Source organism: Thermococcus sp. JdF3 (assembly GCF_012027495.1).
Lineage (GTDB): Archaea > Methanobacteriota_B > Thermococci > Thermococcales > Thermococcaceae > Thermococcus.
Genome location: NZ_SNUK01000002.1, coordinates 146546 through 167464, shown reverse-complemented (window position 1 = coordinate 167464; position 20919 = coordinate 146546). Strand labels below are relative to the sequence as shown.

Here is a 20919-nt window from a genome sequence, read left to right as displayed (position 1 = left end):
TCAGGAGATCAACTCCACGAGCTTCCTGACCCCCTCCCTGAGCCTCTCCTCGTCCTCCGGCCGGGGCATTCCCCTGCTCTCGACGGTATCAACGTGGTCGAACTTGCTGCGAGTTATTAGTGTCTCTATCTTCTTGCCCGCGACACCGGCCCAGCCGAAGGCGCCGACGATGAGGACGGGCTTCTCGTAGTTGGCCTTGTCCACTATCTCGTAGAGGGCGTACCTTATGCGCGGGTGTATCTCGGCCTCGTAGGTCGAGGCGCCGATGATTATCGCCTCGCTGTCGGGGACTTCACCCAGTATGTCGCTGACAGCGGGGGCCTCCTTGTCTGTGAATTTGTAGACGACCGGTTTCAGTCCGTGCTTCCTCAGCTCGTCTAGGACGATGTTCATCCTCCTCTCCACGAAGCCGTACATGGAGTCGTAGATGACAAGGACCTTGCCCTTCGTGGTCTTTCCTGCGCCGACAGCTTCGTAGTGTTCGAATATCCTCATGGGGTTCTTACGCCAGATGAGGCCGTGACCTGGGAGTATCATCCTGGCCTCCTCGACTATGCCAAGGCTCTTGAGCTTCTTGATGTTCTGGACGATGTACTTGTGGTAGTGTCCGATGACGGTGACTATGTACTTGGTTACGTGGGGGAGATAGCGTTGGACGACCTCTTCATTGCTGTCGTCGATGGTCTCGGGGATTCCGTAGCCGCCGCCGGCGTCGCAGGAGAAGATTAGCTTGTCCTCGACCACGTAGGTTATCATCGTGTCCGGCCAGTGTAGCCAGGGGACGGTTATGAAGCGGAAGGTCTTGCCGCCAATGTTCATCTCCTCGCCGTCCTTGATGGTGTAAAAGTTCTCAACGACTTTCTCGCCGTAGAATCCCTCCAGGAAACGCTTGGCGAAACTCGTGCCTATGAGCTTGGCTTTGTAGCCGTTGGCCTCAAGGAAGGCCGGCAGCGCCCCTGTGTGGTCGGGCTCGGTGTGGTGGATTACAACGTGGGTTACCTCCTTTGGATCGACCAGCTTTTCGAGGGCCTCCATGAAGAGGTCGGTATATTCGGCCTTGCTCAGGTCGAAGAGAACCGTCGCACCGTCAAGCTTCATCAGGTAAGCGTTGTAGGTTATCCCCTCAGGGATGTCCCAGGTGGCCTCGAAGTACTTTATCCGGTCATCGTCGACCCGGATTATGTAGAGCTCCGGATCCTCAAGAATCCTTTCAACTTTTACATCCGGCATTTCTATCACCGAACCTATTTGGTGCGGAAGCATAAAAAGCCTTTCTTGACCAAAAAGTTAAGGACAGAAATGGGTAGAGTTAAAATTTTGAAAAGGAACTCACCCTCCCTCCAGGAGCCCGAATATCCCCTCCAGGTCGGGCACTTCCCTTATCGGATAGACCTTGAAGAACGCCACCTTCCCGTCTTCGTCTATGAGGACGTTCGCCCTCTCTGAAAAGCCATCCTTTTCGCGGAACAGGCCGTAGAGCTTTGCGACCTCCCCATGCGGCCAGAAATCGCTCAGGATTCTGAGTTTCTTAAGCCCAATGTGTTCGGCCCATGCCTTCTTGCTCGGCACGGCATCGACGCTTATCCCCACCGGGACAACGTTCAGGTCCTCAAACCTCTCATGGTTTTCCTCAAGGGCTTTCATCTGCTTCTCGCATATCCCTGTCCAGGCGAGCGGGTGGAAGGACAGGAGGACTTTCTTCCCCCTGAAATCGCTCAGTCTGAAATCCTCACCGTTCTGGTCCTTCAGAACGAAATCCGGAGCCTTTTCACCAACGTTCATACCAACACCTCAACCAACTCTTGCTAAAGCTGAAAAAGAAAATGTTTCAGAGCCTCTTGCTTTCGAAGAACTCCTCCACAAGGTCGAGCTTCGGCTCGCGCTTCCACAGGGGCCGTTTATCGGTTCTGTAGGCCGGAACACTCTCTTCAAAGGTCGGCCTCTCGTTGATGTAGAAGATTCCCAGCGGGAGGGGATCGGTCTCTATCGCGCGCCTGAAGGCGGCCTCCCTGTCGTGAGGGTCGTGGTCGTCCATCCAGTAGGTGTGCTCCCTGTACCAGGCGTAGGTATTCACCCTGTTGAAGCTGACGCACGGGTGGAGGATGTCAACTATAGCCAACCCCCTGTGCTGAATTGCCTTCTTGATTATCTCCACACTTTCCCTGAAGTAGCCCATGAAGGTTCTTGCCACGAAGGATGCGTTCATAGCTACCGCCAGGGCCACGGGGTTGAATGGCTCTTCAAAAACTCCCCACGGCTGGGTTGGGGTCTTCATCCCGACCATGGTCGTCGGGGAAGCCTGTCCCTTCGTGAGGCCGTATATCCGGTTGTCGTGGATGAGAACCGTTATGTCCGGGTTCCTCCTTATCGCGTGGAGCAGGTGGTTTCCACCCTCGGCGTACATGTCGCCGTCTCCGCCCTCGGCTATAACCGTCAGTTCCGGATTTGCCGCCTTCACTCCGGTTGCTATCGGTATCGCCCTTCCATGGAGCGTGTGGTAGCCGTTGGCGTTGATGTAGTGGGGCATCTTCGCAGCCTGTCCTATTCCGCTGATTATCGCCACCTGACTCGGCCTCAGTCCAAGCTCAGCAAGGGCTGAGATGAGTATGTTCCTTATGCCGAAGTTGCCGCAGCCCGGGCACCAGGCGACGTCCTCGCTTCCTGGCCTTCTGGGTTCAAAGGCCTCCCTGCCAGTGGGCAGATTCATTCTATCACCCCCTTCAGGGCATCAAAAACCTCTTCCACCGAAAACGGCCTCCCGTCGTACTTCAGAACCCTGCGGTGAACCTCAACGCCCAGCTCCTTTCTTAGCAGGTCGGCGAACTGGCCGGTGATATTGTTCTCAACGGCGATGACCGTTTTGCCCTCGAAGAACCGCTTTGTCTCAGGGTTGAGCGGGTAGACCCAGCTGAAGTGGAGAAGAGCCACGTCGTTCCGGTTGAGCTTCTCAAGGGCCTCCTCAACGGCGTGAAGCGCTGAGCCCCACGAAACCACCAGGTATTTTGCGTCCTTACTTCCGATGAGCCTCGGCAGGGGTGCGTTCCTTCTTATCGTTTCGAGCTTTCTAACGGCTCTCTTCTCCTGCATGAGCTTTGTAAGCTCCGCATCCTCAGTTATGTCGCCCCACTCGTCGTGTTCGTTACCGTTGGCTATGACGACCTCCTCGCCGTAGCCTGGAACGGCCCTCGGTGAGATTCCATCCTCGGTCAGCTCGTACCTCCGGTAGCCGGGCTTTGCCTCAACGATGTACCTCTCGAACTTCACCCTTCCAACGTCAGGCTTGGGCAGGTTGTAGTAGGTGTCGACGAAGTACTGGTCGGTGAGGATTATCACCGGAACCTGATAGCGGTCGGCCAGATTGAAGGCTTCAGCCGTCAGGTAAAACGCCTCTTCCATGCTTCCCGGGGCGAGGACTATCCTTGGAAAGTCGCCGTGGCCGGCGTAGAGGACGAGGTTTAAGTCCCCCTGCATCGTTCTTGTTGGCAGGCCTGTGGCCGGCCCGGGTCTCTGGGCGAGGTGTATCACGATCGGGTTCTCCGCCATTCCGGCCAAGCTCAGCGCCTCGCTCGTGAGGGCAAAGCCGCCGCCGGAAGTGCTCACCATCGCCCTGGCTCCCGCGAACCACGCTCCGAGAGCCATGTTTATCGCCGAAATCTCGTCCTCAACCTGCTCGACGATTATCCTGAACTCCTCTGCCTTCTGCGCCGCGAAGGTCGAAACTCCCGTGGAGGGACTCATGGGGTAGAAAGACAGGAAGTTCATGCCCCCGGCAAGGGCCCCTATTCCCACCGCTTCGGTCCCGCTGAGGAGAATTTCTTCCTTAACTTTCTCGTCCCTCTTAATCTCGACCTTTATCGTTCCGTCCGAGTGGAGCTTAACGCCCAGCTCGTAGCCTTTTCTCGCCGCTTCTATGTTTTTCTGGACGACCTTTTCGCCTTTGTCCCCAAAGCGCTTCCCTATGTACTCCTCGACCGCCCCGAAGTCGCCGTGAAAGAGGCCGACTATCAGGCCTGCCACGGTCGTGTTGAGATAGAGCTGACTGCCGGTTTCGAGGGCGAGTTTTGTAGGGGGCACCTCCACGAGGTTTACCTTCCCAAGAAAGCTTTCCTCAACGTTCTCCCTCTCGCCAAGGACGACGGTATTTTTGCCAATCCTGTCCACAACCCAGCTCAGAACGCCCTGCTTGAAGGGGACGAGGATATCTATACGCCTCACGAAAGCTCTAACGCGCCTTGAGGAGACCCTTATCTCGGTCGTGTTTATTCCGCCCCTCACGCGGGACATGTACTCCTTGTTGGCATAGACGTGGTAGCCGGAGCGCTTGAGCGCGTAGGTCAGAATCCCTTCGACGGTCTGGATTCCCTGCCCGGCCGCTCCGCCGAGAACTATGGAGACTTCATCACGGAACTCAGACATGGTACATCACTCCCACGGGCCTTCTGCCGGGGGTCTGTGTTTCCATCAGCCTCATCAGAAGTTCGAGCACAAAACGAAAACCCTTTCGGATAGATTTTGGGACATTTTTGTCCATTTATAACCACCAATAGGTATTAGTGTGCAAAGCTATATAAAGGTTTCCGCCCAACTTTGGTTGGAGAAGCGGAATGCCAAGTAGGAACTTCGAATCCCAAGCTGCAATCTTTGCAGGTGGCTGTTTCTGGTGCATGGAGGAGGCATTTGAGGGGCTTAGAAACTCCTGAAGATCTTCTGGAGGAACATAGACCCACAGATCCGTACGGTCAGTTCGCCGACAGGGGCGAGCAGTACAGGACGGCGATTTTCTACCCGGACGAGGGGCAGAGGGGTTTGGCTGAGGAGTCCAAGAGGAGAGCTTGAGCTTTTGGAAATCTTCGAGGGGCCGATAGCGACGGAGATACTGCCCGCGCGGGGATTTTACCCAGCGGAGGATTACCATCAAGACTGTTACATCGCCTACGAAGGGCTCTTCAAATAAAAAAGAGAGGCTCAGAGCTCCTCTATGATTCCCCTGACGACCTTAAGGGGCTCCTTGATGACCTCCAGCACGTCGTCGGCGGTATTTATGGCTACGTAGGTTTCGCCGTTCTTCTGATAGAAGAGCACCGGGCACGGTGCAAAGGAGCCTATCTCGTAGTCCTCCTTCGTCATCTCGTAGAATATCTTGGGGTTGCAGACCCAGAGAATCCTGTACGGCTCCATATCGACGCCGACCTTGGACTTAACGACGTCGCTCGGGGTAAACTCAAGAACAACCTTGTAGCCCTTCTCCTCCAGCTTTGCCTTAAACTTCTCCTCGGCCTCCTCGAGGCCCAAGCTAAGTTTTCTCCTGCACCTGTACATCAAACCACCTCCTTAGAGCTGTGAGAGCGATTCAAACAGCGAGCTCCAGAGCTTGAGCGGTGTAAGCTCGGTCAGCATCAGCAGGCCGAGCAAGATGAGCATCGCCCCGAGGACGATTTCCCACTTCGCCTTGGCGCCTCTCTTCAGCGACAGCCGGTTCGAGAGGACTTTTCTGTTCACCCACTCCCCGAGGTCCTTCGATGCCGTTAGGAGGTAAACAGTCAGCCCCATCCCGAGGCCGTAGGTGCCCATCACGATGATCCCGCTCAGTGTGTCCCCGCTCAGGGCAGCGGTTATCACCGCGAAGCCGACGTATGGCGCTATGCAGCCGAGCCACGTCGCTCCCAGAGCAGAGCCGAGGGCGAAGTCGTAGGCCAGGCCCCTTTTTCCAGATACCCTGTCGGCCGGAGAGAAGCTTAGGAACCTTTCGAGCCTCGCACTAAAGCGTTCACTCATGAAGCTCGCGCCGATTATCACAAAGCCGATTCCGCCGATGAGGTAGAGCGCCCCCTGTATCTGGGAGGCGTAGGAGCCGAGGCTTCCAACGAGCGCCCCGAGCAGGGCGAAAGAGGCCACCATTCCAGCTATTATCGCCTCGACCTTCCTCCTTGCGAAGGTCAGGGAGAGGGTTCCGACTATTACCGGGAGGACGCAGGGAGAGAACACGCTGACGATCCCCGCGGAGAATATCGGCAGGAGAACGGCCAGGCTGAGGTTGCTTCCTCCGTTCGCGGTTTCTGAAACATCTTGGGCACTCGGAGGCTTTTGGTCATCGGACTGGATAGCAGTTTGGGTTTCTTCCCCTTCCGTTGCCTTCTCCAGGAAGTACGCCAAGCCATCCGGGTTCAGAGCGCCCACGGCCACTCCCTTCAGAACCATCGTCCCGTTAACGGTCTTGAAAACAACCATGGTTGGCGTTCCCGGGACGCCGACGCTTATCTCTTCCCCGGGGGTTTTGGGTTTGTAGTAGCCCGCGTTCTCCGGCTGGATGACTATCACCGGATCATAGATTCTGTATCGGAGCGTCGTTATTGAGCGGCCTTTGTAGACGTCCACCGAGACGAGGAGGAATCCGCTGAGGGCTTTTTCGGCGGTGGCCGTTGGAAAGACGTTCGTCTTCATGTACTGGCAGGCGGGACAGCTCTCGGAGTGGTAGAAGACGAAGAAATACTCCCCATCGTTCGAGGAGACCAGCTCCTGGAGTTCCTTCTCGGTTGTGACGTCATGAAACGACAGGTTCCCGTATTTGACGGTTCCCGCGCTGGCCAGTGGTATGAAGAGCGATAGAACCACGAGCATCAAAAGCGCCCTGCGCACCCCTTTCACCTGAAAAAAGATTAATAGGGTGGTTAAAAAGTCTTTTTTTGAAGCTTTTTTCATCAAAACGTCATCGGAACGTAGCCTTCCTCAATTAGCTCGGCGATGATTGCGCCGACGTACTCAACTTTGGCATGTTTTCCGAGGATGTCCTCGAAGCCTTTCTCCTCGGCTATTCTCCTGCATGCCGTTGGCAGCTTTCCCAGCTCTCTAAGCCTTTCTATCCAGGGGACGAAACGCTTATCGCCTCTTGCAACCGCATCCTCAATGGGGCCAAAGAGTACTACCTCAACGTCCTCCGCCCATCCATTCTTTATTGCGTTGACCGCCCACATGAAGCCGGGGATTGCCCTTTCATCCGGGCTTGATATTATCACCAGCGCCTTCATTGACCCATCCCCATTGCCTTGAGATGAGTTATGAGTTCTTCCATGCCTGAAGCGGAGATTTCAGCCTCTCCTGCGATGACGTTTATCCTCCCGCAGTCGTACTTAGCGCACAGTCCTATGCAGCCCTCGACGCTTACCTCGTAACCGGCTTCCCGAAGGACATTGACAACCTCATCGAGCCTTTCACCGGCACAGAATTTGCACACCTTCGCCTCCATTTACCCCACCGAGACTTTCTACTTCATTCTCTTTATGGCGTTTATTTTTTGCACTGTGAAAAAATCGATGGAAGAACGGTTGACACAATGGAATCACTTCCAGGGTTCGCCAAAGCGGTTGAGGCTTACCTTGTCCCACTCGAAAACCTCATCGCCGTGGGGAGGCTTTTTCTCCGCGGGATAGCCAACCCCTATGATGCAGAGGACGCGGTAGTTCTCGGGAATTCCAAGGAGCTCTCTCACGTATTCCTCCGCGGTCCTATTCTCATCGTGCATTCTGTTCCTTATCTGCACCCAGAAGGCTCCCAGGCCGAGGTCGAACGCCGCCAGCTGTATGTGTTCAGCTGCTATGCTTGCGTCCTCCACCCAGACGTCGCTTCTGCTTTCGTCGGCGGTAACGACTATTGCCACTGGTGCCGTTGCCAGACCGGAGGCGCCGAGCTTTGCCTTTGAAAGCGCCAGGAGCTTTTCCCTTTCATCAACCACGATGAAGTGCCACGGCCTCCTGTTGAAAGAACTCGGTGACAGAAAAGCCGCCTCAAGGAGCTTGTCCACAAGTTTGCGGGGAACTGGCCTCTCCTGGAAGCGCCTCACGCTCCTCCTTTTTCTGAGAACCTCGAAGAACTCCATGCCACCACCGAGGAGGATTTCCTGAAAACCCGTTTAATACCCTTTCCCAGCTTTGGTATTTCCCAGAACTGTCCAGAACTTTTGGTTTTCAAAAGCCTTTTTTGAGGGCTTTAAAACTTCTCAATGGTGAGAGCATGGTAGGGGTGACGATGGACTTTTCGAGGCACTTCCCGATCATAGGAATCGAGGGCCAGAGGAAGCTGAGCGAGAGCACTGTTGCAGTAGTGGGGGCGGGTGCACTGGGCAGCTGGGAGGTTTACTTCCTCCACAAGCTCGGCGTGGGAAGGATAGTTGTCATTGACAGGGACTTCGTGGACGAGAGCGACCTCCCGAGGACTGTATACACCACGGAGGACGTCGGAAAGCCGAAGGTCGAGGTGCTAAAGGAGAAGTTCGGGGTCACCGGCCACTTCGAAGACCTGAACCCCGGAACGGTAAGCCTGCTTGACGAGGCGGACCTCATAATCGACGGGACCGACAACATCTATACCCGCCAGGTGATAAACGACTACGCAGTCAAAAACAACAAGCCGTGGATTTACGTGGGCGTTCTGGCAACCTACGGCAACATAATGCCGGTAATCCCCGGAAAAACCGCCTGCTTCCGCTGCCTGATGCCCAAGCTCCCGGAGAGGCCCCTTCCGACCTGCGCGATAGCCGGTATAATGAGCTACGTACCGAGCTTTGCGGCATCTCTGGCCGTCGCACTGGCAGCGAAGATACTCCTCGGCGAGGAGGTCGAGAGCGAGCTGTTCTTCTTCGACCTCAGGAGTATGGACTTTGAGAAGGTCAAGATACCGAGGAGGGAAGACTGCCCCGCCTGCGTGAGGAAAGAGCTCACCTTCCTTGAAAAGCGGATAAAGGTCGAGCGTATGTGCGACGGTTCAATACAGGTAACGCCGCCCGTGCCTATGAGCATCAACCTTGACGAGTTTGCGGAGCGGCTTGAGAAGCTCGGCATCGAGTACCTGAAGACGAGCCAGTTCATTCAGTTCGAGGACGACTACGCCGAGATACTGGTGTTCAAGACCGGCAGGATGGTAATCCGCGGTGCCGAAGACGAGAAGGAAGCCAAGAACTTCTTTGCCCGCTATCTGGGTGGTTGAAGTGATAATCGTGCGCTACGGCGAAGTTGGCATCAAGGGTGGCAAAAGGAGGGAATTCGAGAGGAAGCTCAGGGACAACGTACTCGCCGCGCTGAGGAGGAAAGGGATAGAGGGGAGGGCGAAGATAATCAGGGGGCGGATACTGGTCGATGCCCCCGACGAGGCGGCCCAGATAATAGCCAAGGTTCCCGGCGTCGTCTCGGTATCTCCAGCGATGGAAATGGACTACGAGGAGATTCCGGCCTACCTGACGGACGCCCTGAAGGGTCTTAACCCGAAGAGCTTCAGGGTGGAAACCCAGAGGCTCGATAAAACCTTCCTCAAGACATCAATGGAGATAAACCGCGAGATCGGAGCCTTTATTGTCGAGAACTTCGGCTGGAAGGTGGACCTTAAGAACCCCGAGCTCGTCGTCGGGATAGAGATAATAGCCGGAAAGGCCTACGTATTCCTCGAAAAGCTCAGGGGCGTTGGAGGTTTGCCCGTTGGCACTCAGGGAAAGGTCGTCGTTCTGCTGAGCGGGGGCATAGACTCACCGGTTGCCGCTTTCCTCATGCTCAAGAGAGGCGCGGGAGTCATTGCGGTGCACTTTGACCAGGGGCTGAACGCGAGAAACGTTGTCGAGAAGGTCGTTGATATACTTGAGGATTACTCCCCGGAGCCGATAGAGCTGATAGTGGAGAACCACTTTGAGATTCTGAAGCCCTACGTGAAGGCCCTCATCGAGGCGGGAAAGGGGGAGTGGACGTGCGTTGTCTGCAAGGTGGCGATGCTGAGAAGGGCAGCGGAGATAGCGGCGGAAAAGGGCGCACTCGGGATAGTGACCGGGGACAGCCTCGGGCAGGTGGCCTCGCAGACCCTCTCGAACCTGTATTTCGAGACGATGAGCGTGCGCTTCCCGGTTCACAGGCCCCTCCTCGGCATGGACAAGGAGGAGATAGTGGCGATAGCCAGGAGGATAGGTACTTATCAGGCGTTCCTTGAGTACCCCTACTGCGACTGCCCGTTCCGGCCGGACAGGGTCGTCACAAGCGGGAAGCTTGAGGAGTTTCAGCACGTGCTGGAGGTGCTGGAGCGGGAAGGGCTGGTATGAGGAAAGCTTTTAAAGTAACCGGGTGTAACTATACCTGGAGGTGGTGGAGATGCTGAGCGAAAAGATGCTCGAAGCCCTCAACGAGCAGCTGAACAGGGAGCTTTATTCGGCTTACCTGTACTTCTCGATGGCGGCCTATTTCGAGGACATGAACCTTGAGGGCTTCGCCAACTGGATGAAGGCCCAGGCCGAGGAGGAGCTTGGCCATGCCCTGAGGTTCTACAACTACATCTACGACAGAAACGGCAGGGTCGAACTGAAGGCCATCCCGGAGCCACCAAAGGAGTGGGAGTCACCGCTTGCCGCATTTGAGGCTGCCTACGAGCACGAGCAGTTCATAAGCAAGTGCATAAACGAGCTTGCCGCACTGGCCGAGGAGGAGAAGGACTACTCGACGAGGGCCTTCCTTGAGTGGTTCATAAACGAGCAGGTCGAGGAGGAGGCGAGCGTCAAAAAGATAGTCGATAAGCTCAAGTTCGCGAAGGACAGCCCGCAGGTTCTCTTCATGCTCGATCAGGAGCTCGGCCAGAGGGCGCCAAAGCTTCCGGGGCTTCTCCTTCAGGCTGGGGGCTGATTTTCTTCCTTTTGTCCCGTTTTGCATCCTTTGATTACCCACATTTGTGAAGAAAGGTTTTAAAAGTGTACTTTTCTACCCAAACGCGGGTAAAGAAAAACGGTGATGCTCATGCTGAAAGTGGAAAATCTCCATGCTAAGGTTGCCGATAAGGAAATTCTGAAGGGAGTGGATTTTGAACTCGCATCGGGCGAGCTTCACGTTGTCATGGGGCCCAACGGGAGCGGAAAGAGCACGCTGGCTTTAACGATAGCCGGACATCCGAGGTACAGCGTTACCGAGGGGAGGATACTGTTCGACGGGGAGGACATAACCGGGGCAAAGCCCGAGGAGAGGGCCAGGAAGGGCATCTTCCTCAGCTTCCAGCATCCGGTTGAGGTCGAGGGCGTCAAGGTCATCAACTTCCTCCAGAGGACGCTGAAGAACCTGCAGGGGATAGACGAGGTTGAGGCCTACGACAGGGTTTTCCAGGCCGTGGAGGAGCTGGGCCTCGACAGTTCAATGCTCTCAAGGGAGCTCAACGTCGGCTTTTCCGGTGGCGAGAGGAAAAAGCTCGAGATGCTTCAGGCTTACCTTGTGAAGCCCAAGCTCCTTATCCTCGATGAGCCCGACAGCGGTGTTGACGTTGATTCCCTCAAAGTCATTGCGGGGGTAATAGCCAGGCTCCACAGCGAGGGAACTGGCATTCTGCTCATCACGCATTACGGCAGGATCCTTGAGTACCTCAACCCCCAGCGCGTTCACGTTCTCAAAGAGGGAAAAATGGTTGTCTCGGGCGGAATGGAGCTGGTGAAGCTCATTGAGGAGGAAGGCTTCGCGGCGGTGGAGGACAATGGGGCAGCAGTCAAGGCTTGAGGAGATACTCAGGGCCGGTTCCCTTGAGGAAATCCTTGGAACGGCAGTTCCATATCCAAAGGAGATAGAGCTCAAGGGGGAACTCACGAGGGACATGGTCGAGGAGCTTTCGAGGATAAAGAACGAGCCGGATTGGATGCTCAGGCACCGCCTTAAGGCCCTTGAGCTGTTCCACAAGCTTCCAATGCCCAAGTGGGTGGTGGGAATAGAAGAGCTTGACCTTGAGAGCCTCGCCCTGTATTCCAAGCCGGGGATAGGCAACGAGGTCAAGGACTGGGACGACCTGCCCGAGAACATCAGGAGGACGTTTGAGAGGCTGAACATCCCGGAGATAGAGAAGAAGTTTCTGTCCGGGCTGACGGCGGTGTTCGACAGCGAGAGCGTCTACTCCAACCTCAAGGCCGAATTCGAGAAGATGGGAATCATCATGCTTCCTATGGAGGAAGCGGTTCAGAAGTACCCTGATCTAGTGAAGAAGTACTTCGGCAGAGTGTTCCCGGCGGGAGAGCACAAGTTCTCAGCTTTACACCACGCCCTCTGGAGCGGCGGCGTTTTCGTTTACGTACCGAAAGGGGTTAGGATTCCCTTCCCGGTCGAGGCCTTCTTCGTCATAGGTTCCGCCTTGGAGGGACAGTTCGAGCACACGCTGCTCGTAGCTGACGAGGGAAGCTACATACACTTCATAGAGGGCTGTAGCGCGCCGATGTACAAGGGATTCTCCTTCCACGACGGTATGGTCGAGATATACGCCCACAAAAACGCCACCGTCAAGTTCACCACGATACAGAACTGGAGCAGGAACGTGATAAACTTCAACAACAAGCGTGCGATAATAGAAAGCGGAGCTTACGTCGAGTGGATAGAGGGCAGCATCGGCAGTCAGATAACGTACACCTATCCGTCGAGCGTTCTGAAGGGCGAAGGTGCCAGAACGGCCCAGTACGTCGTCTCGCTGAGCAACGGGCCGTTCATGAAGGACACCGGAGCCAAAACCTGGCATCTGGCTCCAAACACGAGCTCGAAGATAGTCTCGAAGAGCATAAGCGCCAACGGTGGGATAAACATCTATCGCGGGCTCGTGAGAATCCTCAAGGGGGCAGGAAACTCCACAGCGACGGTCTCGTGTGACTCGCTAATCCTCGACGAGGAGAGCAGGGCCTACACCTATCCACACAACCAGAGCGATGAGCCGAGCGCGAGCATAATCCACGAGGCCACGACCGGAAAGCTCGGCGAGGACAAGCTCTTCTACATGAACTCGCGCGGCATAAGCGAGGAAGAGGCGAAGAGCCTCATAGTGCTCGGCTTCATCAGCGAAATTCTCGAAGGACTTCCCTTCGAGTACGTCGAGGTTCTCAAGAAGGTCATAGAGCTGGAGTTCAGCGAGGTTGGGGGGGTTGGTTAATGTCTCACGAGAACGTTCCCTCGATAACTCCTGGAGCCCTTGAAAAGCTCACCTACCAGAAGTACGGGGACAGCCCGACCATAAAGAGCTACACCAAGTGGAAGCTCTTCGAGGAGAACTCACCGCTCAGGCTTCCCATCGAGGCGGAAGCGGGAGAAGTTCCGATAAAGGGGAACGTCGTTTTATCGGGAAGCGGAGCGGAGTTCAACCTTCCCGCCAACGTCCAGCTGAGCGAGGGGACGCTCGGCCTCTCACAACCGGAGGAATCTAGAATCCTGGGCTTCCACTTCTACGCCCTCAGGAAGGCCTATCGGCTGAGGATTACCGGGGAATTGATAGAGCCCCTCGTTATAGTCTCCCACCTCTCCGCCAAGGCCTTTATCAGCCACCACGTCAGCATCGAGGCTGAGAACGTTAAAGCCCCGATAATAATCTACGACATGGCCGAGGAAGGGGCTAAATCCCTCGTGGTCGAGCTTAGGGCCAAAAACTCTGAGCTTGAGATTCTGACCGTTGGAAGGCACAAGGGCCTTTCTCACTATCTCCTCAGGGCGAGCCTTGGAGAGGGTGCAAGTGTTAAGGCCTTCACGGTGGTAAGCGCAGGGGAGATGAGCCACCACCGCGAGGACTACTCGCTTGAGGGCAGGGGAAGCGAGCTGGTTCTCAGGGGCATGCCGATAGCCATCGGAAGAGCCGTGGACTACCTTACGAACGTCCTCCAGTACGGAGAAAAGACTGCGAGCGAGACGAGGGTTCACGGCTTCTCCTACGAAAACGGCTGGACCGTGCACAGGGGAGTTGCCAAGGTCTTTGAGAGCGCCAGGAACTCATCGAGCGGTGTCGTGTCTCAGATAACCATAATGGACGAGGGCTCACTTGGAGTGAGCGTGCCGATGCTTGAGGTCGATACCGGAGAAATCGAGTCGGCCTTTCATTCCTCGGCGGTGAGGCAGTTCGACGAGGATGCCCTTTTCTACCTCCGGTCGAGGGGCCTCGACAGTGACGAAGCGCTCAGCCTCTTCGTCCACGGCATCGGCGAGGCCCTGAGCAGTCACCTCGAAAGGCTCCGAGGCAAGGCCAGGGGAAACGTCGGAGAGCTCATAGAGGGGCTCCTCTGAGCCCTTTCTTTTGGATACCCTTATAGTGCATGCCCCCGATTTTTAAAGTGGGGAGTTCAATGCTGAAGGTTCTCCGGTATGCCGGGATTGCCGGCGGAATAGTATACTGGCTCTTCGTGGCATGGAGCATAGGCAGGAATCCCTGGTTTTCGTTCTTTGATAACGCTCTCAGCGACCTGGGTGATCCATCAAAGGCTTCCTCACCGTGGATATACAACTACGGGCTGATGGTTACGGCGATCTTTGTCCTTTGGTTCTCACTCTATCTGATCCTCGCGGCAGAGAACAAGATCCAGACGGTTGGTGGAGCCTACATCAGCATCTCGGCGATATTTCTTGCCCTGATCGGAATCTTTCACGGCGGGACAAGGCCCCATGTCTTTGTCTCCACCTACTTCTTTGTCCAGTTCTTCCTGGGGATGCTGATATACGGGGCCGGAACGAAGGGGAGGCTAATAAGGCATGGCTCCGCCCTTTTGTTTGCCTTTGCTCTCCTCGGAACCTTCATAGACTGGCCCTCGGCGGCTCTCATAGAGACCTACGAGATAGCGCTGATAATGGTCTTTTCGCTCCTCATTGCTCGCTGGGATGAAAGCATTTTCGCTTAATCCTTTCCACTTTGAAAGCATAACCGTTAATAACCTCCGCGTCTAACCCCTGGTATAAGTCACTTGACGATTTTTCTCGATTTTTAGCGTTTCGTGGCTGGAAAAGGTGTAAAAAATGAAGATTGGAAAGCTCGCAGGCCTTGCCCTGCTTTTAAGCATTGTCATGATCGGTGCGTTTATATCGGGCTGCATAGACCAGGGAAACATTACCGAGACCCAGACTAAAACTGGGAAAACTTCTCAGCCCACCCCGTCTTCGCCCCAGGTCTCGGAGGAGAAATATCAGGACGACCTTCTGAAAACAATCACCTCCTACGAGAGGGAAATCAAGGAAATCGAAGGCAAACTCACTCCGGTCACCCTGAGCGGTCTCACGATGGAAGCTGAAAACCTTGAGCGCGACGCGGCGCACTCCACCGGCAGGGAAAAGACCCTGCTCCTCGAAAGGCTGGCCCATTTAAAGTTCCTTCAGCTGACCGAGCTTAGAAACCTGGTGGTTATAGCGGCGGTTGAAAACGCCTACTGGGAGAACGCCACCACGGGGGAACCGATAGAGGCCTTTTACAGGGCGGACGGGAAGCTCTTCATTGTGGAGAATGGAAAGATGAGACCTCTGAGCAGGGAAGAGATGGTGGCCAGAATGATGGAGCTCACCAGGGGATATGAGACCCAGAGCATTGAGATATACCACATCTCAAGCGGCTCACTCCTGAGAATCCGCGAGGGGGGAAGAACCGTTGGAGCGGGCCAGCTAGTGGCCGTCAGAATCGGCGTTCCGAAGGAGGGCTTCATGTTTCAGGCCATCGGGGATTCACCGGGGGCCATGCGCCTCGTTGATCCCAATACCGGGAAAACCGTTTTGCGGGTCAAGCCCGATGGAAACGGGGTCTATCAGGTTCCGCCCGTAAACACCACCCTCATTGGGATGGCTGACGATGAGGGCTTCTGCTACAGGCCACTCCCCCTCGACAGCAACACGATGAACACAATTCCGGAGGAGCCAGAGGACCCGCTCATATGTCCTTCACCCGGATTGGCACCCTTCATATTTGAACCGGGCACTGGGAACACCACTCCTGAGCCGGTCCCGTTTGGGGAGGTCTACTTTGAAGGGGATGACCTCACGGGAATGACCTTTAAGCTCGCGGTGGCCCCACTCAGTACGTCCGAAATGCTGGTGGTCGGCGTCCCTGAGGGAGGAACAAAGATACAGGTCATCGGCAGCGATTCGATGCCCGGCGCTATGGTTCTCATCGACCCAGAGACGGGAGAGGAGATAGGAACTCTAACCCCTGACAGGAAGGGGGTTTACAGCATACCCGGATTCGACAAAGAGGTCATCGGCATAGTCGCGGAAGCGGATCCGCCGAATGGGGGGTTCTGCTACCGGCCGCTTGAGCTCAACATCAACACGACGCTGGAGCCCATGGAGGTCTGCGAGGAAGAGTTCACGATGATGCCCATCATCTTCGAGCCCTCTTCCAACAGCACCTTTGAACCAGTTTCAAACCAGAGGGCGGACCTTAAACAGCTGGCGGAACAGCTCGTAAACTTCAGGGCCGAAACGGGAAGACTTGCAGGAGGAGCGGCCGGCATGGGATGGGTGAAGGACACCCTCATGAGTGAAGTAATGGATGGCGTCAGGGGGATTACCCGGATGAGAGCCGGCGAGTACACAGCCTTCCTCGCGGAGCGTGGGAGCACCGGTCCGTTCCTCAGCGGCGTCCTTGAAGGTTTCGGCACGGGGCCCTTTGATCCGACGCCCCTGCCTGAGTTCAGGTACATCAACGTAACGGACTTTGGAACGGGCCCGTTCATTCCGCCCGTCGAGCTGACGGTCGTGGATTCGGGCGGAGAGGTTCTCGTGGCGGTAACTGGTCCTGCAGTAAACTCCAAAACACCCCCAGCCTACATGGGGAGTACGTTCCTTGAGGTGTGGACGGGCAGAAACCCTCAGACCGGCAGGGAGATATCCGTAATTACCCTCAAGGTTCTCGACGAGGATGGGAAGGTCTCCATCAGGACAATGGCCGTTGTTAAAGACAAACCCGTCAGAATCGGCGTCTTTGCACCGGAAAGTGTGGAAGAGAACTGACTGAAAAGGCTATGCGGCAGGGGCTAATTTTCCCTGCCTTTTGCCTTTCTTGGCAGTACCCTTGGATTTTGCTTCATTTTCCAATTTCCTCTCCAAGTTTCCTTCGTATTTCATCCCTTATCGGCCTCAGAGCTCTGGCGTACTTCTCAAGGGTTCCCAAAAGCCGTTCAACCCTTTCTTTGTATTTTCCGTCCCTCAGCTCTCCACCCTTGAACAGGTCATCAACGTTGTAGAAAAGAACCTGTTCCACCGGGAGCATGCGGTAGTTCACGCTTGCCAGCCGAGTTCCCGGGCTTTTGCGGTGATGTACCTCGCTACCTTCTCGCTCTTCCGCCCCCCCTTGCCGTTCCGAGAACTACCTTGAGCTTCATCTCATCACCTGGAGGAGTTCGCTTTGGGACCTTTTAAATTTGCCTTTCAAAGTTGAATGCTCCTGAATCCAAAACTTTCCATTTTGTTAGGCAAACCCATATAAATTCGAGTGGCCTAATTAAATTCGAGGTGAACCGGAATGGTGAAGGTTGGAGAAATCGTTCCCGACTTTGAGGCCGATGCCTACTTCCCGGAGAAGGACGACATCGGGAAGGTTAAGCTTTCGGACTACAGGGACAGGTGGGTTGTTCTGGCGTTTTACCCTGCGGACTTTACCTTTGTCTGTCCGACGGAGCTTGAGGAGCTGGCTGAGTATTACGAAGAGTTCAAGAAAGAAGGGGCTGAGATCCTGAGCGTTTCCACCGATACCGCCTACGTCCACAAGGCCTGGCACGACACCTCACCCGCGATAGGGAAGATAAAGTACCCGATGCTCGCGGACCCTGCCGGAAAGATATGCCGCCTTTTCGGGACCTACATCGAGGACGAGGGCGTTTCATGGAGGGCGACCTTCATAATAGACCCCGATGGAAAGGTCGTCCACATGGAGATGCACGACCTAAGCATAGGAAGGAGCGCAAAGGAGATTCTGAGAAGGCTGAGGGCTTCAAAGTACGTCCGCGAGCACCCGGGACAGGTCTGCCCGGCGAGCTGGGAGCCCGGTAAGGAGACCCTTGAGGTTAGCCTCGACCTGGTAGGAAAGATATGATGAGCCTTTCCATTCTGTAAATTTTTCTACCCCATTTTTACCAAGATGGAGTCAAGCTTTCGCCCTCTTTCACAGATTTGAGCAGTCCGGTCGGTTTTCATATCCTGGGATACCCCCTTCGAACCTTCTGGGTTTGACACGTGGTATATTCCGTTGAGGATAGGGGATGTTTTCCGCCCATTGTACGAAATTTCGATTTGGCAAAAATAAGACTCATAAGCCATCCTAGGAATTTTAGATTGACCTAAAAAATCGGAGGTGAATCCATGAGCGTTGGCGCTTTCCTCATAACCTTCAGGGAGGCCCTTGAGGCGGCCATAATCGTGGCGATAATAATAGCCTACCTGCGAAGGACAAACAGGGCGAACCAGATAAGGGACGTGTGGATAGGCACCGCTCTGTCGGTTGGCGTCAGCGTCCTCCTTGGAGCTGGCATACTAAAGTTCTACGGCGGTTTGGCCGAGAAGGAGCTCTTTGAAGGGGTGGCCTCTTACCTCGCCGTGATAGTCCTCACAAGCATGATCTACTGGATGGCCACAAAGGGGAAGGACATCAGGGTGGAGATAGAGAGCAGGGTAAGGAGGTCAATATCCCCGTTCGCCCTGATAGGCTTCACTTTCATCGTGGTTTTCAGGGAGGGGCTTGAGACAGTCCTGTTCCTTACGCCCTTCATGACCCAGAATCTGACGGGGACGCTTCTCGGCCTTATCGGGGGGCTGACGGGGGCACTCGTGCTGGCTTATCTGATATACGGCGTGGGGATGCGCATAGACCTGAAGAGGTTCTTTTACTACAGCTCCATCCTGCTGGTATTCGTTGCCGCGGGACTTGCCGGATACGGCACGCACGAGCTGATAGAATGGGCAGAGGAGGAGGGTTATTCCCTCGGGGTTTTCTCTGCTGAAGCCTACGACCTCGGGATTCCGAGCGGTAGCATCTGGCACCACAAAGGGGCTGTCGGCTCGGTCTTTGCCGTGCTCTTCGGCTATTCCACCAGCATGGAGTGGGGCAGGGTGATTGTACAGTTTGGCTACCTCATAACGGCGCTCTATCTGGTGCTCAGGGCATACGGTAAGGAACCGGTGCTGAACCGAGAGAAAAAGGCCGCGGAGAGCGCGGCCTGATTTTCCCATTTCTGACCCGTAATGAATAAAAAGGGTGAAACAAACTTCAATTGGGGTGAAAACCGTGGAGGGTGAGTTCTACTACGTCAGGCGCTTTGATGAGGATCTGGACTTCATCTGGGAGCGCTTTAAGAGGAAGCTCGAGGAAGCTGGCTTCCTTTTAATCGGAGAGAGGATCCCGGTGGCCATAACGGAGGGGGCGGACGGAATAATCGCCGACTATCACCTGCTCTTCATCTGCCACAGTGAGCTGGTTGAGGAGCTGGTCAAGATAGACCCCAACATCGGCGCTCTCCTTCCCTGCACCGGCTTCGGCTACCGCAGAGAGGATGGGAACTACCTTGGCGTAACCCTGCCGAGCGTCGCCTGGAAGATCGCCGGCGAGAGGGTCGTCGAGCTGATGCGCCCGATGGAGGAGCAGGTGAAGGAGATTATTGATTCGTTATAGTTTTCAATGATTGAACTTTGGCCTCTGTCTTCTTTCCATCTTGCCAACAATAAGCGCAATAAGCTTTCCTTCTTAGCTCCTATTGGTGATGCAGATGACCGAGGTTGTATTGAAGATACCGAACATGAGCTGCAGGCACTGCGTTATGAGGATAACCAAGGCGATAGAGAGCGTCGGTGCAAAGGGTGAAGTCAGCCTTGAGGAAAAGAAGGCCGTTGTCCATTTCGACCCGGGAAGGGTTCGCCTGGAGGAGATAATCAAGGCTATAGAGAGGTACGGCTACGAAGTGGAGGTGGCCTGAATGCCGATTGACCCAGTCTGTGGGATGGAGGTAAGTGAGGACACCGGGCTCAAGGTCGAATACGGCGGGAAGGTCTACTACTTCTGCTCTCCTGGATGCAAGGCGGAGTTCGAGGCAAATCCCGAAAAATACGCCGGAATGGAGGGCATGGAGCACTCCCATCACTCCCACGGCGGTCATCACGGACACCGCAGGGGGCACCGCATGGGCGGCTGTCACCACTAAGGTCTTTCATTTTGATTCCGTGTGAATTACTGGCTTTTCGTGTGATTCGGTGTTATCTTCTTTCTCTTCGTGTGAATCAACCTTATAAACTCCTTTTTCAACAGTAATGCATGACGCACCACTACGGTTATGTTGGGGCCTTGCTTGCGGCGGTTCTCTTTGGGATAAGCTCCACCCTGAACAAGATTGCCCTCAGGGATGTTCACCCGATGGTGGTCGCCGGGAGCATCTATCTGACGGCTGGAGTCGTCCTCATGCTCCTCCGCTTTACCCCGATTAAAGAGAGGCTCCTCAGGAGGCTCGAGTTCAGGGTCAAAACACGGGGGTCATTTTCAAGACGCGACCTTCAGATACTGGCGCTGGTGGTTCTCTTCGGCTCATTCCTGGCCCCGATTTTCTTCATGTTCGGCCTTGAGAGGACCACCGCGGTCAACGCTTCCCTGCTCCTTAACACGGAAACGCTCTTCACCGTGCTGATTGCCATAGCTGTTTTCAAGGAGAAGGCACACAGACGGGGCGTTGCAGGCATCCTGCTCATCCTGATTGGGGCGGTCGTTGTTTCAACGGAAAATTTGGGGGCCGTCCAGCTGGCAGAAAACCTCATAGGCAACATTCTGGTCGTTCTGGCCGGATTTTTCTGGGCCCTCGACAACAACCTGAGCAAGCTCCTGAGCCTCAAGCGGGATCTGCTGCTCGTGACGTCCCTGAAGGGGCTGCTTGGGGGAACCGCCCTCCTGGGCCTGGCGTTTCTCCTGGGAATTCCCCTGAGTGTTCCGCTCGGGAGCCTTCCTTATGTGCTGACGGTCGGGGCCTTCAGCATCGGCTTTTCCATCGTGCTGTTCCTGTTTGCCCTTAGGGAGATCGGGGCGATGAGAACGGGGGCGATTTTCTCGACGTCCTCGTTGATTGGTGCTTTCTTCGCTTTTCTTGTTCTCGGTGAGAGCTTCACCGCCATTAAAGCGTTCTTCGGCGCCCTCATGCTCGCCGGCGTCTATCTGCTGTCTGCGGAGTAG

25 protein-coding genes and 1 pseudogene are annotated in these 20919 nt (G+C 55.3%); 16 read left to right on the top strand and 10 right to left on the bottom strand.

Annotated elements, in window-relative coordinates; translation table 11 throughout:
* From E3E42_RS03455 to E3E42_RS03440, 4 genes are all read right to left on the bottom strand, one after another.
* Positions 1–1230, bottom strand: a complete 1230-nt coding sequence (locus E3E42_RS03455) for an FprA family A-type flavoprotein (protein WP_167903123.1) — start codon at positions 1228–1230, stop codon at positions 1–3.
* A gap of 99 nt (positions 1231–1329) precedes the next feature.
* Positions 1330–1782 (bottom strand): peroxiredoxin, encoded by a 453-nt coding sequence (locus E3E42_RS03450; RefSeq protein WP_167902722.1) that lies wholly within the window; start codon positions 1780–1782, stop codon positions 1330–1332.
* A 46-nt stretch (positions 1783–1828) separates the two neighbouring features.
* A complete protein-coding gene (locus E3E42_RS03445) occupies positions 1829–2707 on the bottom strand; it encodes a thiamine pyrophosphate-dependent enzyme (protein WP_167902721.1) in 879 nt (292 codons plus the stop codon).
* Positions 2704–4416, bottom strand: coding sequence for a 2-oxoacid:acceptor oxidoreductase subunit alpha (locus E3E42_RS03440; protein ID WP_167902720.1), 1713 nt, complete (start codon positions 4414–4416; stop codon positions 2704–2706). The genes E3E42_RS03445 and E3E42_RS03440 overlap by 4 nt, the downstream gene beginning before the upstream one ends.
* Positions 4417–4647: 231 nt before the next feature.
* On the opposite strand from E3E42_RS03440, the pseudogene E3E42_RS12150 reads away from it, so the two are divergent.
* Positions 4648–4773 (top strand): annotated as a pseudogene (locus E3E42_RS12150) (hypothetical protein); the annotation flags it as partial.
* Positions 4718–4954, top strand: coding sequence for a peptide-methionine (S)-S-oxide reductase (locus E3E42_RS12145; RefSeq protein ID WP_370519604.1), 237 nt, complete (start codon positions 4718–4720; stop codon positions 4952–4954). The pseudogene E3E42_RS12150 and the gene E3E42_RS12145, both read left to right, overlap by 56 nt.
* 11 nt (positions 4955–4965) lie before the next feature.
* On the opposite strand, the gene E3E42_RS03430 is transcribed toward E3E42_RS12145, so the two are convergent.
* From E3E42_RS03430 to E3E42_RS03410, 5 genes are all read right to left on the bottom strand, one after another.
* Positions 4966–5319, bottom strand: a complete 354-nt coding sequence (locus E3E42_RS03430) for a DUF302 domain-containing protein (RefSeq protein WP_167902719.1) — start codon at positions 5317–5319, stop codon at positions 4966–4968.
* 12 nt (positions 5320–5331) lie between these two features.
* Positions 5332–6636: a cytochrome c biogenesis protein gene (locus E3E42_RS03425; protein ID WP_167903121.1), complete on the bottom strand. Its 1305-nt coding sequence runs from the start codon at positions 6634–6636 to the stop codon at positions 5332–5334.
* A 62-nt stretch (positions 6637–6698) separates the two neighbouring features.
* A complete protein-coding gene (locus tag E3E42_RS03420; RefSeq protein WP_167902718.1) occupies positions 6699–7025 on the bottom strand; it encodes a hypothetical protein in 327 nt (108 codons plus the stop codon).
* Positions 7022–7243, bottom strand: a complete 222-nt coding sequence (locus E3E42_RS03415) for a hypothetical protein (RefSeq protein WP_167902717.1) — start codon at positions 7241–7243, stop codon at positions 7022–7024. Before E3E42_RS03415 ends, E3E42_RS03420 begins: the two co-directional genes overlap by 4 nt.
* Positions 7244–7336: 93 nt before the next feature.
* Positions 7337–7873: a nitroreductase family protein gene (locus tag E3E42_RS03410; protein WP_167902716.1), complete on the bottom strand. Its 537-nt coding sequence runs from the start codon at positions 7871–7873 to the stop codon at positions 7337–7339.
* Between the two features lie 134 nt (positions 7874–8007).
* On the opposite strand from E3E42_RS03410, the gene E3E42_RS03405 reads away from it, so the two are divergent.
* The 8 genes from E3E42_RS03405 (at position 8008) to E3E42_RS03370 (ending at position 16727) form a co-directional block, all read left to right on the top strand.
* Entirely contained in the window at positions 8008–8979 is a 972-nt protein-coding gene (locus E3E42_RS03405) for a ThiF family adenylyltransferase (RefSeq protein ID WP_240913620.1), read from the top strand.
* Position 8980: 1 nt separating this feature from the next.
* Positions 8981–10072 carry a tRNA uracil 4-sulfurtransferase ThiI gene (gene thiI, locus E3E42_RS03400; protein ID WP_167902715.1) on the top strand — a complete coding sequence of 364 codons (1092 nt, stop codon included), beginning with the start codon at positions 8981–8983 and terminating at the stop codon, positions 10070–10072.
* 49 nt (positions 10073–10121) lie between these two features.
* Positions 10122–10646, top strand: coding sequence for a ferritin (locus E3E42_RS03395; RefSeq protein WP_148883623.1), 525 nt, complete (start codon positions 10122–10124; stop codon positions 10644–10646).
* A gap of 111 nt (positions 10647–10757) precedes the next feature.
* Positions 10758–11501: a Fe-S cluster assembly ATPase SufC gene (sufC, locus tag E3E42_RS03390; RefSeq protein ID WP_167903118.1), complete on the top strand. Its 744-nt coding sequence runs from the start codon at positions 10758–10760 to the stop codon at positions 11499–11501.
* Positions 11479–12906, top strand: coding sequence for a Fe-S cluster assembly protein SufB (gene sufB / locus E3E42_RS03385; RefSeq protein ID WP_167902714.1), 1428 nt, complete (start codon positions 11479–11481; stop codon positions 12904–12906). Before sufC ends, sufB begins: the two co-directional genes overlap by 23 nt.
* The gene (locus E3E42_RS03380; protein ID WP_167902713.1) at positions 12906–14024 is read left to right on the top strand and encodes a SufD family Fe-S cluster assembly protein; all 1119 of its coding nucleotides are present in this window, start codon (positions 12906–12908) and stop codon (positions 14022–14024) included. The genes sufB and E3E42_RS03380 overlap by 1 nt, the downstream gene beginning before the upstream one ends.
* 59 nt (positions 14025–14083) lie before the next feature.
* Complete coding sequence (locus E3E42_RS03375; RefSeq protein ID WP_206205984.1) at positions 14084–14632, top strand: DUF998 domain-containing protein; 549 nt, start codon at positions 14084–14086, stop codon at positions 14630–14632.
* A 115-nt stretch (positions 14633–14747) separates the two neighbouring features.
* The gene (locus tag E3E42_RS03370) at positions 14748–16727 is read left to right on the top strand and encodes a hypothetical protein (protein WP_167902712.1); all 1980 of its coding nucleotides are present in this window, start codon (positions 14748–14750) and stop codon (positions 16725–16727) included.
* Between the two features lie 73 nt (positions 16728–16800).
* Here E3E42_RS03370 and E3E42_RS03365 read toward each other — a convergent pair whose 3' ends face one another.
* Positions 16801–16998 (bottom strand): hypothetical protein, encoded by a 198-nt coding sequence (locus E3E42_RS03365; RefSeq protein ID WP_240913619.1) that lies wholly within the window; start codon positions 16996–16998, stop codon positions 16801–16803.
* 240 nt (positions 16999–17238) lie between these two features.
* Between E3E42_RS03365 and E3E42_RS03360 the strand changes: the two genes are divergently transcribed.
* The 6 genes from E3E42_RS03360 to E3E42_RS03335 all read left to right on the top strand — a co-directional run bounded on the left by E3E42_RS03360 (position 17239) and on the right by E3E42_RS03335 (position 20919).
* Positions 17239–17808 carry a peroxiredoxin gene (locus E3E42_RS03360; protein WP_167902711.1) on the top strand — a complete coding sequence of 190 codons (570 nt, stop codon included), beginning with the start codon at positions 17239–17241 and terminating at the stop codon, positions 17806–17808.
* A gap of 266 nt (positions 17809–18074) precedes the next feature.
* Entirely contained in the window at positions 18075–18932 is an 858-nt protein-coding gene (locus tag E3E42_RS03355) for an FTR1 family protein (protein ID WP_167902710.1), read from the top strand.
* A gap of 64 nt (positions 18933–18996) precedes the next feature.
* Positions 18997–19380: a DUF302 domain-containing protein gene (locus E3E42_RS03350; RefSeq protein ID WP_167902709.1), complete on the top strand. Its 384-nt coding sequence runs from the start codon at positions 18997–18999 to the stop codon at positions 19378–19380.
* A gap of 94 nt (positions 19381–19474) precedes the next feature.
* On the top strand, positions 19475–19681 hold the full coding sequence (locus tag E3E42_RS03345) for a heavy-metal-associated domain-containing protein (protein ID WP_167903114.1): 207 nt from the start codon (positions 19475–19477) through the stop codon (positions 19679–19681).
* Complete coding sequence (locus tag E3E42_RS03340; RefSeq protein WP_167902708.1) at positions 19682–19906, top strand: YHS domain-containing protein; 225 nt, start codon at positions 19682–19684, stop codon at positions 19904–19906.
* Positions 19907–20016: 110 nt separating this feature from the next.
* Positions 20017–20919: a DMT family transporter gene (locus tag E3E42_RS03335; protein WP_167902707.1), complete on the top strand. Its 903-nt coding sequence runs from the start codon at positions 20017–20019 to the stop codon at positions 20917–20919.

Excerpts from the sequence above, each read along its gene's own strand:
- E3E42_RS03420 (WP_167902718.1), bottom strand. The coding sequence starts at position 7,025 with ATGAAGGCGCTGGTGATAATATCAAGCCCGGATGAAAGGGCAATCCCC.
- E3E42_RS03355 (WP_167902710.1), top strand. The coding sequence starts at position 18,075 with ATGAGCGTTGGCGCTTTCCTCATAACCTTCAGGGAGGCCCTTGAGGCG.
- E3E42_RS03335 (WP_167902707.1), top strand. The coding sequence starts at position 20,017 with ATGACGCACCACTACGGTTATGTTGGGGCCTTGCTTGCGGCGGTTCTC.
- E3E42_RS03445 (WP_167902721.1), bottom strand. The coding sequence starts at position 2,707 with ATGAATCTGCCCACTGGCAGGGAGGCCTTTGAACCCAGAAGGCCAGGA.
- E3E42_RS03395 (WP_148883623.1), top strand. The coding sequence starts at position 10,122 with ATGCTGAGCGAAAAGATGCTCGAAGCCCTCAACGAGCAGCTGAACAGG.
- sufC (WP_167903118.1), top strand. The coding sequence starts at position 10,758 with ATGCTGAAAGTGGAAAATCTCCATGCTAAGGTTGCCGATAAGGAAATT.
- E3E42_RS03380 (WP_167902713.1), top strand. The coding sequence starts at position 12,906 with ATGTCTCACGAGAACGTTCCCTCGATAACTCCTGGAGCCCTTGAAAAG.
- sufB (WP_167902714.1), top strand. The coding sequence starts at position 11,479 with ATGGGGCAGCAGTCAAGGCTTGAGGAGATACTCAGGGCCGGTTCCCTT.
- E3E42_RS03375 (WP_206205984.1), top strand. The coding sequence starts at position 14,084 with ATGCTGAAGGTTCTCCGGTATGCCGGGATTGCCGGCGGAATAGTATAC.
- E3E42_RS03415 (WP_167902717.1), bottom strand. The coding sequence starts at position 7,243 with ATGGAGGCGAAGGTGTGCAAATTCTGTGCCGGTGAAAGGCTCGATGAG.
- E3E42_RS03405 (WP_240913620.1), top strand. The coding sequence starts at position 8,008 with ATGGTAGGGGTGACGATGGACTTTTCGAGGCACTTCCCGATCATAGGA.
- E3E42_RS03360 (WP_167902711.1), top strand. The coding sequence starts at position 17,239 with ATGGTGAAGGTTGGAGAAATCGTTCCCGACTTTGAGGCCGATGCCTAC.
- E3E42_RS03340 (WP_167902708.1), top strand. The coding sequence starts at position 19,682 with ATGCCGATTGACCCAGTCTGTGGGATGGAGGTAAGTGAGGACACCGGG.
- E3E42_RS03455 (WP_167903123.1), bottom strand. The coding sequence starts at position 1,230 with ATGCCGGATGTAAAAGTTGAAAGGATTCTTGAGGATCCGGAGCTCTAC.
- E3E42_RS03450 (WP_167902722.1), bottom strand. The coding sequence starts at position 1,782 with ATGAACGTTGGTGAAAAGGCTCCGGATTTCGTTCTGAAGGACCAGAAC.
- E3E42_RS03410 (WP_167902716.1), bottom strand. The coding sequence starts at position 7,873 with ATGGAGTTCTTCGAGGTTCTCAGAAAAAGGAGGAGCGTGAGGCGCTTC.
- E3E42_RS03345 (WP_167903114.1), top strand. The coding sequence starts at position 19,475 with ATGACCGAGGTTGTATTGAAGATACCGAACATGAGCTGCAGGCACTGC.
- E3E42_RS03440 (WP_167902720.1), bottom strand. The coding sequence starts at position 4,416 with ATGTCTGAGTTCCGTGATGAAGTCTCCATAGTTCTCGGCGGAGCGGCC.
- E3E42_RS03430 (WP_167902719.1), bottom strand. The coding sequence starts at position 5,319 with ATGTACAGGTGCAGGAGAAAACTTAGCTTGGGCCTCGAGGAGGCCGAG.
- E3E42_RS03370 (WP_167902712.1), top strand. The coding sequence starts at position 14,748 with ATGAAGATTGGAAAGCTCGCAGGCCTTGCCCTGCTTTTAAGCATTGTC.